This is a genomic window from Actinomycetota bacterium (assembly GCA_014360655.1).
Lineage (GTDB): Bacteria > Actinomycetota > Geothermincolia > Geothermincolales > RBG-13-55-18 > JACIXC01.
Window position 1 is genome coordinate 44,837 of record JACIXC010000016.1, and the last position, 12,978, is coordinate 57,814.

The 12,978-nt window shown below is 48.6% G+C and carries 12 protein-coding genes and 1 pseudogene; 7 read left to right on the forward strand and 6 right to left on the reverse strand.

Annotated elements, in window-relative coordinates:
* The first annotated feature begins 1 nt into the window (after position 1).
* From H5T73_10680 to H5T73_10690, 3 genes are read left to right on the forward strand one after another with little or no spacing between them, the layout of a single operon-like run.
* Positions 2–946 (forward strand): glycosyltransferase family 2 protein, encoded by a 945-nt coding sequence (locus H5T73_10680; protein MBC7248225.1) that lies wholly within the window; start codon positions 2–4, stop codon positions 944–946.
* A gap of 38 nt (positions 947–984) precedes the next feature.
* On the forward strand, positions 985–1,287 hold the full coding sequence (locus H5T73_10685; protein ID MBC7248226.1) for a transposase: 303 nt from the start codon (positions 985–987) through the stop codon (positions 1,285–1,287).
* Positions 1,284–1,661 (forward strand): transposase, encoded by a 378-nt coding sequence (locus H5T73_10690; GenBank protein MBC7248227.1) that lies wholly within the window; start codon positions 1,284–1,286, stop codon positions 1,659–1,661. Before H5T73_10685 ends, H5T73_10690 begins: the two co-directional genes overlap by 4 nt.
* Here H5T73_10690 and H5T73_10695 read toward each other — a convergent pair.
* Positions 1,583–2,772, reverse strand: a protein-coding gene (locus H5T73_10695) for an IS3 family transposase (protein MBC7248228.1) whose coding sequence is annotated in 2 segments (ribosomal slippage) — positions 1,583–2,517 and positions 2,517–2,772 — 1,191 coding nt in all. Because the reading frame shifts where the segments join, the coding sequence is not laid out codon by codon here. The genes H5T73_10690 and H5T73_10695 overlap by 79 nt on opposite strands.
* Positions 2,773–2,849: 77 nt before the next feature.
* Here H5T73_10695 and H5T73_10700 point away from each other — a divergent pair.
* Positions 2,850–3,074: a transposase gene (locus tag H5T73_10700; GenBank protein ID MBC7248229.1), complete on the forward strand. Its 225-nt coding sequence runs from the start codon at positions 2,850–2,852 to the stop codon at positions 3,072–3,074.
* Positions 3,075–3,147: 73 nt separating this feature from the next.
* On the opposite strand, the gene H5T73_10705 is transcribed toward H5T73_10700, so the two are convergent.
* The 5 genes and pseudogenes from H5T73_10705 to H5T73_10725 form a co-directional block, all read right to left on the reverse strand.
* Entirely contained in the window at positions 3,148–3,900 is a 753-nt protein-coding gene (locus tag H5T73_10705; protein MBC7248230.1) for an ATP-binding protein, read from the reverse strand.
* Positions 3,884–5,122, reverse strand: coding sequence for an IS21 family transposase (locus tag H5T73_10710; protein MBC7248231.1), 1,239 nt, complete (start codon positions 5,120–5,122; stop codon positions 3,884–3,886). The genes H5T73_10705 and H5T73_10710 overlap by 17 nt, the downstream gene beginning before the upstream one ends.
* A 344-nt stretch (positions 5,123–5,466) precedes the next feature.
* Positions 5,467–6,771 (reverse strand): glycosyltransferase family 4 protein, encoded by a 1,305-nt coding sequence (locus H5T73_10715; GenBank protein ID MBC7248232.1) that lies wholly within the window; start codon positions 6,769–6,771, stop codon positions 5,467–5,469.
* Positions 6,772–6,819: 48 nt separating this feature from the next.
* Positions 6,820–8,039, reverse strand: a pseudogene (locus tag H5T73_10720) (IS256 family transposase).
* A gap of 220 nt (positions 8,040–8,259) precedes the next feature.
* A complete protein-coding gene (locus H5T73_10725; GenBank protein ID MBC7248233.1) occupies positions 8,260–9,750 on the reverse strand; it encodes an O-antigen ligase family protein in 1,491 nt (496 codons plus the stop codon).
* A 1,103-nt stretch (positions 9,751–10,853) separates the two neighbouring features.
* On the opposite strand from H5T73_10725, the gene H5T73_10730 reads away from it, so the two are divergent.
* From H5T73_10730 to H5T73_10740, 3 genes are all read left to right on the forward strand, one after another.
* The gene (locus H5T73_10730; protein MBC7248234.1) at positions 10,854–11,267 is read left to right on the forward strand and encodes a DDE-type integrase/transposase/recombinase; all 414 of its coding nucleotides are present in this window, start codon (positions 10,854–10,856) and stop codon (positions 11,265–11,267) included.
* Entirely contained in the window at positions 11,267–11,470 is a 204-nt protein-coding gene (locus H5T73_10735; protein ID MBC7248235.1) for an IS3 family transposase, read from the forward strand. Before H5T73_10730 ends, H5T73_10735 begins: the two co-directional genes overlap by 1 nt.
* 295 nt (positions 11,471–11,765) lie before the next feature.
* Complete coding sequence (locus H5T73_10740; protein MBC7248236.1) at positions 11,766–12,929, forward strand: glycosyltransferase family 4 protein; 1,164 nt, start codon at positions 11,766–11,768, stop codon at positions 12,927–12,929.
* The last annotated feature ends 49 nt before the right edge of the window (positions 12,930–12,978 follow it).

Below are 12,978 nucleotides of genomic sequence, written 5' to 3' on the forward strand. Positions count from 1 at the left end.
CATGGCGTTTCCGCTTGTAAGCATCATCATTCCAAATTGGAATGGAGCCGATCATCTTAAAGGTTTATTAAAATCATTATCAGAACTAAATTATCCAAAGGAATCAATGGAAATAATTATTGTCGATAATGGTTCTTGTGATAGATCTCAGGAGATAATAAAGAATGAATATCAAATTATGCAACCACAAGGATGGCATGCACTGAAATTGATAGAAAATAAGAGAAATCAAGGTGCCCCAGCAGCTTACAACCAAGCAATAAATGCAAGCGCACCGTATTGTGAGTTCTTTCTAAAATTAGATAATGACATATTGATTGAAAGAAATTGCTTAAGGGCTATGGTAAATGAGATGGCATTAGACGAAAGGATAGGTGCTATCGGGCCAAAGATATACTATTTCAATGATAGAATTCGACTAAATTTTGCAGGAGGGAAATTAAACAAGTTGACATGCAATACCAAACATATTGGATGTGGCGAAATCGACAGGGGTCAATATGATGAGAAGTGTGAAGTAGATTTTTTAACAGGGTGTGTAACCCTGATATCAAGATTATGCGTGGAAGATGTAGGTATGTTCGACGAAAAATATTATTGGTACTATGACGAATTGGATTTTCTATATAGAGCAAAGAGAAGAGGTTGGAAATTATTGTATTTACCAATCAAGGGGGCTTGGCATAAAATTGAGAACAGAAAGAAGCAAGTATCGCTGCTTGGTTCATACTATTTTACTAGGAACAGGCTTTACTTTGCGTGGAAAAACTGTCGCCCCTTTTTCATCGCGGTGTTTGTTACATCTTTTCGATATGCTATATTGCCACATTTATTAAAAATGAGATGGGATTACTTGAGAATGAACATCATTGGATATAGTGACTTTTTCAAAGGAAGGATGGGGGAAAAGTTAGAGCTGGCCCGGAAAAACTGGACAGCCCCTTAAGTGGTAAACTGCTCCCGAGAGACGAAAGGAGCAGTGAGATGGCGAAGAGACCGAGGAGGAACCACACACCGGCCTTCAAGGCCAAGGTGGCGCTGGAGGCGGTCAAGGAGGAAAAGACCGTAGTGGAGATCGCCGAGATCTACGACGTCCACCCCAACCAGGTCACGAAGTGGAAGAAGCAGCTTTTGGAGAGGGCCTCCGAGGCCTTCGAGAAGGAGAGGCCCCAGGAGGAGGGCCCCAGCGTGCGTGAGCTAAACGCCAAGATCGGTCAGCTGGTGATGGAGAACGATTTTTTAGCAAGTGCGCTCGGGAAGCTTCACGGGACGAGCGCAAAAAGATGATCGCGCCCGAGCATCCCCTGCCACTCGCCCGGCAGTGCCGCCTGCTCGAGCTTGCAAGGTCCACCTTCTACTACAAGAAGAAACCGCTTCCGGAGCGTGACCTCAAGATGATGAGACACATAGACGAGATCCACCTGGCCTGGCCCTTCTACGGCAGCCGCAGGATAATGCACGAACTGCGTGGGCGGGGATACAGAGTGGGCCGGGGCCACGTCTCCCGGCTCATGAAGATCATGGGCATACATGCCATCTACCGCCGGTCCCGCACTGGACTTGCCCCATTTCTGTTGACACCTCAACTTGTGGCAGCGGTCATCTCCGCTGCCTCCTCCGTTTCCCTAAGCATTCTTTCATACTCTGCTGGGCTCTTGTAGCCCAAGGCTGAATGCCTCCTCTTAGGGTTGTAGAAACCCTCGATGTACCGGAAGACGGCAAGTCTCGCCTCATCCCTGGTTTTGAACCGGTAGCGGTGGATGAGCTCCGTCTTCAAGGTGGCAATGAAGCTCTCCGCCGCTGCGTTGTCGTACGGGTCACCCCTACTTCCCATGGAGGGGATGATTCCCGATGAGCGCAGCGTCTTTCCGAAGGCCAGGGACCCGTACTGGCTTCCCCGGTCGGAATGGTGGACGGTGCCCTGAAGGGGCCCTCTCAAGGTCACCGCCATCCCCAGGGCGTCTATGACCAGGTTTGAGGAGAGGTCGTTCCTCATCGACCAACCGCAGCACCTGCGCGTACACACATCGACGATCAAGGCCAGGTAGAGCCAGCCCTCCCAGGTGGGGATGTAGGTGATGTCCGCCACCCAGAGCTCATCCGGGCGAGAGGCGGAAAAGTCCCTCTTCACCAGGTCGGGGGCTGGAGGAAGATCCGAGACTTCCCTTCCGGCCCTCCCTTTCTTCCTTCGGGACACCCCCTCTATCTGGAGCTCCTTCATCAGGCGGGCCACCCTCTTCCTGCCCACCCGTATGCCGTGGGCCTGGGCGAGCTCGGCGTGGATACGGGGAGCGCCATAGGTGCCAAAGGAGGAGGCGTGGATCTCCGCAATGAGAGCCATAAGCTCCTCGTCCTCGGTTTTTCGCCTCGAGGCCTTCCTCTTCTTCGAGGCGTAGTAGCTGGCGCGCGACACACCAAGCACGCTGGCCAGGCGGGAGACCGAATGGTGCGTCTTCTCTTCGTCGATCAGGGAAAACTTCATCGCCGCTGATCCGTCTCCCGGGCGAAGAAAAGCGCGGCCTTTCTCAGGATTTCCTTCTCTTCCTTGAGGATCCTGTTCTCCCGGCGCAGGCGGTTGAGTTCCTCTCGTTCCTCGGTGGTGAGCCCTTCTGCCTTGCCCTCGTCGATGTCCGCCTGGCGTACCCAGCGGGCCAGGGTCCAGTCGGATACGCCGATCTCCCGGGCCGTATCGGCGAGGGTCCTTCCGCCCATGCGGTAAAGCCTCACCGCCTCGGCCCGGAACTCCGGTGGGTAGGGTTTTCCTTGTGCCATGCTCTCTCCTTTCTCGAGGGACCCATTATCCCTCAATCCAGGGTGTCAACGAAAGCGGGTCAACTCCACAGAGGGTTGTGGGAAGGTGGCGCTCCCTCCTCCCCGAGGCCTGCTCCGTGCTTTCCTGTGGCCTGGAGGACACGCTGACCTTCTACTCCTATCCCAGGAAGCACTGGCGCCACATCCGTTCCAATAATCCCTTGGAGAGGCTCTTCCGCGAGGTGCGCAGGCGCTCCCGGGTGGTGGGGGTCTTTCCCGACCTCACCTCCTGTCTCATGCTCGCAGCGGCCAGGCTGAAATGAACCGAGCTGTCAATGGCGGGATAAAATTGTACAGGTTCTGGCGGTTTAATTTTGTACATAGCGAAGCAAGCATTTAGCCTTTCTCGACCCCCTTGCCCTTTGCTTTGGAACCCTTGACCTTATCCTTCAGGCGGAATGAGTCACCTTTCAGGTTGAGCACGTGGCAATGGTGCAGAAAACGGTCCAGGAGGGCAGCGGCAAGGGTGACATCTGACAGGTACTCTCCCCATTCCCCGACCCCCTTGTTGGAGGTGATGATGACGGATCCACGCTCGTATCTCGCTGAGATCACCTGGAAGAAGAGGTGGGCCTCCGCCGGCCCCATGGGTAGGTAACCCACCTCGTCGATGATGAGCAGCGAACAGCCCACGTAGACCCGCAGGGACTTGGGAGAGGAGGAGGTGCGGGAAAGGCGCTTGATCATCTCCTCCAAGGTGGTGAAGTAGACCTTGTGGCCGGAGCGCGCCGCCTCCACGCCTATGGCCACCGCCAGATGCGACTTGCCGATCCCGGGCGGGCCTAAAAGGAGCAGGTTCTCGTGGTTCTTTACGAAGCGCAGGCTGCAGAGCTCCGCCACCACCTTGGGGTCGAGATCGGGCAGATGGGTGAAGTCGAAACTCTCCAGGGTCTTTACCTGCGGGAAGCGGGCCAGGCGCATGAGCATGGTCTCCCTCTTGGTGGCGCGATCGGCGAGCTCCAGTTTGAGCATACTGGCCAGGAAATCGACGTAGGAGAGCTTCTTGCGGGTGGCCTCGAGCACCAGTTCGTCTAAGGCCCGGGCGGTGGCATGCAGGCCGATGGCCTCGAGGTCATCTACTATCTCCACTGGCCACCTCCTCGTAGACGGAGAGGTCGCGTTTCTCCACCACGTAGGGAGAGAGCCCCATCTCCTCGAGCCGTACCAGCGTCTCTAGGGCCTGCTCGGCCCCGGGCACTCCCTGCCAGTGGTCCGGGTTGAGGAGCCGGGCGCCCTCGCCCTTGGGCCTCCTCGCATAGGAGGCTAGAAGGGCTCCCCGGGTCGAGTAGATGATCACTTCCTGTGGGGTTGCGCGCAGCCTCACCTCCCTTCCGGCGAAGGCCGCCGGGGCCGAGTAGAGATTGCCTTCGAAGGAGACGAAACAGTCCCGGGAGACGCATCTGCGGTGGCTTACCGCGTAGGCGAAGGGCTCCGAGGGGAGCGGCAGCAGATAGGGGCGCTCAAGCTCCAGGCGCTCCGCCGGCGCCATGCCGGTGGTGGCATGGGTGCGGGCGTTGTAGGAGGCGTCGAAGCAGGAGAGCTCGTGCTCCAGGTGCTCGAGGTCCAGGAAGGTATGGGCGTAGAGGAAGGTCTTAACCCCGCCAATGGGCCGCTCCACCTTGCCCTTGGTCTGGGCTCGGTAGGGCCAGCAAGCCCGGGTGCTGGTGCCGTAGTGGGCGCAGAAGCGCAGCCACTCGTCGGCGATCACCGCATCCTCGCCAGGGCGACGCGGCTTCACCACCACCGGCTTCTGGTTATCTAGGAGAACTTCCTGGGGTATGCCGTCCGCGGAGGAGAAGGCGTCGGCGAGCCCCGCTATGAGCGACTGCCTGGTCTCATCGGGGGTCACCAGCGTCTTGCGCCAGCGGGAGAAGCCGAGCAGGTAAACCAGCAGGATCACGGGGGATCTGCCGGAGAGGAAGGATACCTTGGCCTCACCGAAATCGACCTGGGCCTGGTAGCCGGGCAGGGTCTCGAAGCGGACGGTGGCTATCCGGGCCAGCTCCTCCCGCCGGAAGCGCACGTAGTCCTTGACGATGGTGTAGCCGCCCTCGTAGCCCAGGGGCTTGAGCCGCTCGTAGATGATGGTGGATCTCATCTTGGGCCGCATCTCCAGCCAGCTGTCTATGACCATCTTGAAGGCATCCAGCTTGGAGCCTCGTTCTCTTCCCTTTGCCTGGGGAGGCTCCTCTTCCTCGCAGAGCCTCTTGGCGGTCCTTCTGTCTATCCCCAGAAGCTCCCCTATCTCCACGTAGCTCATCCCTTGAGCGCGCAGACTCTTGGCGTCCATCCAGGTCTTCTCCCGGTACATAGAACCCCTCCTTTCTTTTAAAAGAGGGATTCTTCCTGTCTCTGTCGTTGTCCTACTGGCTTGGATTGCTATGTACATTTTTATTCCGCCATAACGTGTACATTTTTACACCGCCGTGGACACAAGCAGAGGCGCTGGGAGAAGAAGCGTTACATGGACATAGACCTTCTGCTCGAGGACCTCGTACAGAAATCGAAGGGGGTGAAAACGACAGGAGCATGAACCACGTGAGGGAGCCATGGCATATTATGGATTTACACACTTTTGGTTGCACTAACCACTGGCAAGAGAGTACCACGGGAGGCTGCTTATCATGGAATCAATCTTTTATACGCTACCGGTCGTTATCCAGTTTCTTCTTGCATTTTACAGATAGCTTCATTTATTAATCTTGTCCATTTCTTAAATACATCATTTTCATTGAAAAAAGATCTCACTAGTTTTTGGGCCTCATTTCCAATATTTTGCCTATAATCATCATTTTTCATTAGATTAATAATTGAATGCAAGAATTCCTTCTTATTATTAGCAATAACGCAATGCTTTCCATTTATAATTGGTAACGAGTCAAACACTGCATTTCTTCCAATAGTTGCCTTTCCTAATGTCATTGCAGCAATAACTCTATTTTGTATTCCCGTTGCTGTGTAATCTGGAATTACAACAATATCAGAATTCGAAATCGATTTAAGATAATCTTCTACCCATGGATAGTAGAAAATGCTATTACTTGAAGCTACCTTATTTTCGATATATCGATTTATCGATCGCTTGCCTGGTTTTCCTATTATTATCAATTTTACATTTGGGTTAATATTTTTAATTTTTTCATAAATTTTGCTAATAAACCATCTAGTTCCCTTTGCAATACTTTCTATTCCTAAATTCCCTAAAAGGTATATAAAGAAACAATTTGTCTCTCGTTTAGATGGTGTATCGAAATTTGTTATATGAGATGGTGCGGCAATCGGTATAACTCTTAGATGTAAATTTTCATCAAGCACGAAATAATACTTCGCGTCTTTTTCTGAAACAACATGAATATATGATGCGAGTCTTAAATATTGTTTTTCAAAAGATCTTATACGGTTTGAATTATAATAATAAATTAGTTTTCTAATGATATTTTTAGTAGTGCTTCCTTTTAATTTATAAGAGAGAGATATTGCATCCTTTGTTGATAGTATTACCGGAGCTTTTATGGTTTTAAGATATATAGCCACAGGAAGTCCGTCTAGAAATACAAGGTCATATTTATATTTATCTATGATGTCTTCTATGTGTTTAATATAATTGCTATTATGCCATCTTGCTAGAAATAGAGGTTTTCCCTTTAATATGCATATGATTCGATGGAAATTAAGCTTGAAGCCCGAATTCTTTCCTAATATTGCTATGGTAAAGACATTTGGTATGCTCGAAAGGTAGTTTTTCGTATTTTCAACAATTTCCCTGTTAGTAAATCCTATTATGTGACATTCATAATACTGTGATAAATATCTCAATAACCTATCCATCTGGTAATTCGGGCCATTATTTAATGGAAAAGGTAGATCTGAAAGAATCATCAGAATTCTCATAGATGGCCTCAAATCTGACCAAGCTCCGTCAAGTGGTGCATTAAGCCCCATCATGCCATCCCCCTTCATGATGACAACCTAGATAGCATAGTCGGCTGCTGGCGTGAGTGTCTACACCTACTTCTCTGCTATCTCGATAGCGTTCCAGTCGATCCTCTTCATCCTAGCTTTGGCGAACAATTCCAGGCTCATGTACCTACAGCAGACCGGCCACTTTTCGTGCTGCTCGGCCAGGAAGGCTCCGACCAAGCGCATCACCAACGCCCGGTTGGGGAAGATGCCCAACACATCTGTGCGTCTACGCACATCGCGGTTGAGACGCTTACGCGGGCCTGTGGACCAGATATTAAGCCAGTGTGCCCTGGGATAGGTGGCGAAGGCAAGGTTATCGTCGCGGGCCTCGGCGAGCATCTCCGCCGCCTCTGGGGAGCGGGTCTCGAGATGCTCCACCGCCGCGGCGTGCTGGCCGAAAACACTCTTTTTATCGGGCGGGGCGAAGATAGTGCGCACGCAGGTGGCCACCAGGTCATGGGAGGCCTTAGGGATTCTGCAAAGGAGGTTGCGGGCAAAGTGGGTGCGGCACCTCTTTAAGGAAGCGCTCGGCAGGCAAGATGCGATGGCGTACTTGAGGCCGGGGTGGGCGTCAGAGATGACCAAAGACACCCCGGAGAGCTCGCGGGACAGGAGACCCCTGAGGAACGCCGTCCAGCCCGCTCCGTCCTCTGTGGTTATGGAATCTACCCCACACACCTCGCGGCGGCCGTCCGAGTTGACGCAGGTGGCGATAACACAGGATACGTTCATCACCCTGCTGCCTTCTTTAACCTTATGAGTGAACGCATCGAGCCAGAGATAGGTGTAGGGTCCGCCGTCGAGGGAGGGGAGCGGAAGGAGGCCACCATCTCGTCTAAGCTCTTGGTCATGCGGAAGATCTGGGAGCGGGAGATGCCCTCGATCACTAGGGCCTTTGTGAGCACCTCCGCCCTACGGGTGGAGACCCCGGTTAGGTAGGAGTCGGCCACCACGTTCGCCAGTGTCTGCTCCGCCCGCCTTCCGGGCTCAAGCAGCCAAGCGGGGTAGTAGGAGCCTTGCCTGAGTTCAGGGATTTCAAGGTCGATGGACTCCACCCTCATGTTCCAGGGCCGCTGGCGGTGTCCGTTCCTGGAATTCACACGCTCCTCCGAGCTCTCCCGGTACACCATCCCGCAGATGGCGGCTACTTCAGCGCTCATGAGCATGCCTGCCATCGACCTCATAATCTCTCGCAGAAGATCCACGTCTGCCTCCTCCAACTGCTTGCGCAACCACTCTACAGGGTCCATGGTAGGGTTGGCCATCGTTCTTCTCCTTTTTCTCGGTTACTCCTTTGAGAAAAGAATGGCACGGTGGTCGCTCTGTCTCCAGGGAGTTTCCGTGAGGGCGCGGCCGGGTAATTCCGTTCCGCCTCGGCTCCACTCCATTCCCTGGCCTTCCTTCCCTTTCTTCATACACCACTAGAAGGGACTCTAACCCCAAATCTTTCAATAATTATTGTGTGCCGAGTTTCTACGTAATGATTCATATACATGAATTATGCCTGTATTCATCAAATGCTAGAAAACATATTAATAATGAAAAAATAATAAAACCATGTATACTGACATTTGCCGGGCCAAGCAGGCTTTGTGCTATGATAGATATACAAAAAGAAAAAATGGTACAAGAAGATATAATTGTGAGACCAATGTTAGGTTCCTCTTCTTTTATTATAAAAGGCTTACGCCTTCCTCTCCATGCAAGCAATATAATTTTAAACCATAATGTATAAAATACGATGAAACCTATTATCCCCAATTTATAAAGAATGTATAGTGGCGTGATATGGGGCAGCCAGTGTTCGTAACTCGATATTTTGAATAATGGATTATAAAATGTATATGCCGCTCCTGCACCAGCTCCTATAAAATTATCTTCAATAATCGATTTTATAAGCCCCCTTGCTTCCTCTAGGCGATATGTATCTTCATTAATTCTTTCAATATTAAATAGATCCTTGATAGTAAAATTCTCATTTGAAGATGTTTTAGGGATATTAATTGTTAAATTAATCAAAATAGTTGCTATCATAAGAAGTATAAATATAATAGTCGCACTACGGACTAAATTAATCTTCTTTTCTACTAAGTAAATCATGGAGGATAGAATTGAAATTAAGAAACCGATAATGCTTGCTCTTGTCTGTGATAAACCAATGATGATACAAGCTATTAACAAATAAACAATAAAAATTAATCTATGATTCTCTCTAGTTTTTATTTTGGATTGCGATCTTTGTTTCTGTAAATATGGCGTCCTTCTTAGTAAAATATTTATAAAGCCATATATGCCAAAAATATTGGCAAAAATCATAGCTCCATATGAGATACGCCATGTTCTCCATGTCGGAGGGAATATCCTGCCAGCAGCAATCGGATCAAGCCATCCAAGATAAATGTTCTTACCTGTTAGTATACCGAAAATACCAAATGAAAATAATATAACGTTTGCCATAAAACAATACTTTATTATAGATATAAAAATATCATCTAACATATGCTTTTCAATCATTCTAAAGTCCATGTAAAATAACGGGAAAAGGATAATGAAGTAACTCCAATTATTTAGTTCCTTGAGATAAAAGTCATAATTAGTATTAAGAAAAAATCCAGAAATCGCTGCGATAAGAAATATAAACCATAATATAATGGTCAATTTCATTAATGGTTTATTTTGATTTTTATATCTGAATTCTTCAAAAGGATATCTCAATAGCTTGCACAACAAAGCAATAAATAAAAGAACATTTCCTATACTAATCTTTCCTAAGGTAGTTGCATAGCCTGGTGTTTCACCAAGTATAGAAAAGGGAGAAATAGTAATGAGGATATAGAAGAACAAAGGCACTCGGCGAACAGGGGGTAAAAGCAATAGAACAAAAGCAGTAATGGATATTATTATTGAAGTTGTTAACACACCTGGTAATATTATACATAATATTAATGATATCGTTATTATTATATCGATTAACATTTTTCTGATGTTCTGAGTCTTTAATCGTTTTTAATTCAATTGTTAATAATGGAAATCTATGTTTTTTATTATACCGCACCTGGTTTCCTGGACACAACTCTGGCTAAAATCACGCCGCCGATTATCGCTCATTCCGCTTCGATCTTGTAGTAGGCTCTCCTGGCGACTGCCGGGTTTAGGTAACCGTTCGTTTCGATGAGCCATAGGTTGTTATAGAAATCCACGAAATCTTATACCAGCTGCCTTATCTCCTCAAGGTTCTTGAATACTCTGTTTGAGATGACTTATTCTTTTATAGCGCGGAATAACCGCTCCATTACCCCGCTGGTCTGGGCTGCTTTAAGAAGGCGAAGCTGTGGGCCAGCCCCAAGGTTTTGATCTGCTTATGGAAGTGGCCATAGAGGTACTGGCTATGATGGTCGATGCGCATACTGAGCCCGTACGCCACACCACCTCCGCTGATGAAGTTGGCCTTCCTTGTTGACACCTTGGTTTGGGGGATAATGGGACCCTCGAGAAAGGAGAGGGCATGGCACAAGGGAAACCCTACCCACCAGAGCACCAAAACGAGGCGATGATGCTTTACCGCGTGGGCGGAAGGACCCTCGCCTGAACGGCACGAGAGATCGTGTATCCTTCCGGAACTTGGCCCGTTTCCCAAGCCAGGCGGACACTTGGGAGGGCAAGGCAGAAAGGCTCACCACCGAGGAACGAGAAGAACTCAACCGACTGAGCCGGGAGAACAAAATCCCCAAGGAAGAAAAAGGAATCCTTAGAAAGGCCGGGCTTTTCTTCGCCCGGGAGCAGGACCTGTGGCGATGAAGATCGCCCTGACCCGAGAAGAGAAGGCGCACCATTCGGTTTCCCGCCTGGCCAGCGTGCTTGTTGTGTCGCACACCGGGTACTACGCATAAAGGGGAAGGGGTTTCTCGAAAAGGTTGGCGAAGGATGAGGGGCTGAGATCCTCATAGCGGAGATTCATACCGCCTCCTTCGGTACCTATGGCGCTCCCCGCACCTGCGCCGAGCTCGGGAAGGTTCACGGAAACCGGGTGGATAAAGGGTAGGGTCGCCCGGACGGTGAAGGAGCTCCGGGGAGAGGGAGTGGGAAGGAGGAGGAAGAAAAGGAGGGCCGGAAGGCAAGCATCGGATCTCCCCCCGGCCCCCGACCTAGTGAAGCGGGTCTTTTCCGGCTACCTTCCGGATGAGCTCTTCCTGGCGGTCATCACTTACATCCCCACCTTCAAGGGCTGGCTCTACCTGGTTTTGATCATCTATGTGTGTACGCGCAGGTGCTGCGGCTGTTTAATGAGGAACGACCTTTCCGCGAATTTGGTCATAGACGCTCTGGGGATAACGGTGACCTTGATAAAGCCGCTGCGGGGCACCATTCACCATTCCGACCGGGGAAGTCAGTACGGGTCCTTGGCCTTCGGAAAGACGCTGCGCGAGTCGGGAGTCATCCCCGCCATGGGGAGTAAGGGTGTTCCGCAGGCAATGCAGCGGCGGAGAGCCTGATGGCAACCTTGAAGACGGAGCTCATCCACCGCAGCCGGTTCAAAACCAGTGATGAGGCGAGGTCTTTCGTCTTCCGCTACATCAAGGGTTTCTATAACCCTAAAAGAAAGCACTCAGCTCTGGACTACAAGTGCCCGGCGGAGTATGAAAGAATGCTTACGGAAACGGAGGAGGCAGCGGAGATGACCGCTGCCACAAGTTGAGGTGTCAACAGAAATGGGGCAATTCCAGGCTTCTAAGAAGTACCCTCGATGGCATCGCCGGCAAGGTTTTCAAGGCCGTAGGGGTAGCTGCGCCGCCAACGGCGAGGATGGCACAACTGTAGTGCCAGCCCCTTTCTTCAATGCCTAAAATGCCTATCTACCTGGTATTATAAAAACGCAACCGTAGTAAATGAGTTAAGATATTTATTATATTTGCTATTTCTTGCGCTATTTGAAAGGAAATATACTATAGTATTAGAAATTTAATATAGTTATATGCTCTAGAGAGGTAAAATTGAAGGTTCTTATAAATGCTTTGGCTTCAAAAGCTGGTGGTGGTATAACATATTTAAAAAATCTTTTAGAATATATTAGCAATAATGAGATAGGTCTTGATATTACAGTTCTCTTATCCTCTGTTTACCAAGGGCAGTTTGTTAGTAAAGAGTATAGGAATGTCAAGAAATGGGTTGTTCGGATGCCAAGATCAGCCGCTCTGATGGTTCTCTGGGAACAAACTATATTGCCATTATTATTATGGAAAGGACACTACGATGTCATCTTTAATCCTTGTAATTTCACACAGTTATTAACGCCAATAAAAGACGTTATAGTGGTTAGTAACCTTAATATTCACTCGATTGGGAAAATGAAGGCAAATAATCGGCTGCCGATAACATTCAAGCTATTTTGCCAATATATTCTTGCTAATTTATCTTTGTTAAAAGCGAAATGGGTAATATATCCTACTCGTACCGCATATAAGGAAGTCGAAGAATCTGTGCTAGGTAAATTAGGGGACAATTATTCAATTATTCCATACGGGGTAAATAAGGAAGTTTTTTCCAATGCTGATAACATTAAGGATAATAGTAAAGGTAAAGAAAAATTTACTATTATCTATGTCTCTAATTTTGCAGAGCATAAGAATCATGCAAAGCTAATAGATGCCTTTTTATTAATCAGCCAAAAAGGAATAAAGTCCCAACTAATCTTAATTGGTGATATCAATGCAAATAAAGCAAAGAAAAAATGGTGTAGGAATAAAATATATAGAGATTACAGCAGTGAGCTTTTTCGAATAGCAACGGAAGAAGATATTATTCTTACAGGCCATGTTGAAAATGATGGATTGCCTAAATATTATAAGATGGCTGACATGTTTGCATTCCCTTCACTTAGAGAAAGTTTTGGCCACCCAATAGTGGAAGCGATGTCTTGCGGCCTACCAATTGCAATATCAGACTTGCCTTATGCTCATGAAATCTGTGGAGATGCAGCAGTTTACTTCGATCCTTTAAATCCTAAGGATATTGCTGATAAAATTATTGAGGTGTTGCTAAACGATGAACTAAGAGAATCACTAATTAGAAAGAGTTTAGAAAGAGCAAAATTATTTAGCTGGGAGAGATGTTTTTCAGAGACATTGAGGGTTATTGAGAGCGTTGCAGCAAAATGAAAAACTAGTTCTTATAGACAAAACAATATTATTGATTTTTCTGTAGGAG

What these genes read in the sequence shown, in the direction of transcription:
- H5T73_10680 (MBC7248225.1), top strand. Translation starts at nt 2, where the DNA reads ATGGCGTTTCCGCTTGTAAGCATCATCATTCCAAATTGGAATGGAGCC.
- H5T73_10685 (MBC7248226.1), top strand. Translation starts at nt 985, where the DNA reads ATGGCGAAGAGACCGAGGAGGAACCACACACCGGCCTTCAAGGCCAAG.
- H5T73_10690 (MBC7248227.1), top strand. Translation starts at nt 1,284, where the DNA reads ATGATCGCGCCCGAGCATCCCCTGCCACTCGCCCGGCAGTGCCGCCTG.
- H5T73_10710 (MBC7248231.1), bottom strand. Translation starts at nt 5,122, where the DNA reads ATGTACCGGGAGAAGACCTGGATGGACGCCAAGAGTCTGCGCGCTCAA.
- H5T73_10715 (MBC7248232.1), bottom strand. Translation starts at nt 6,771, where the DNA reads ATGAAGGGGGATGGCATGATGGGGCTTAATGCACCACTTGACGGAGCT.
- H5T73_10725 (MBC7248233.1), bottom strand. Translation starts at nt 9,750, where the DNA reads ATGTTAATCGATATAATAATAACGATATCATTAATATTATGTATAATA.
- H5T73_10735 (MBC7248235.1), top strand. Translation starts at nt 11,267, where the DNA reads ATGGCAACCTTGAAGACGGAGCTCATCCACCGCAGCCGGTTCAAAACC.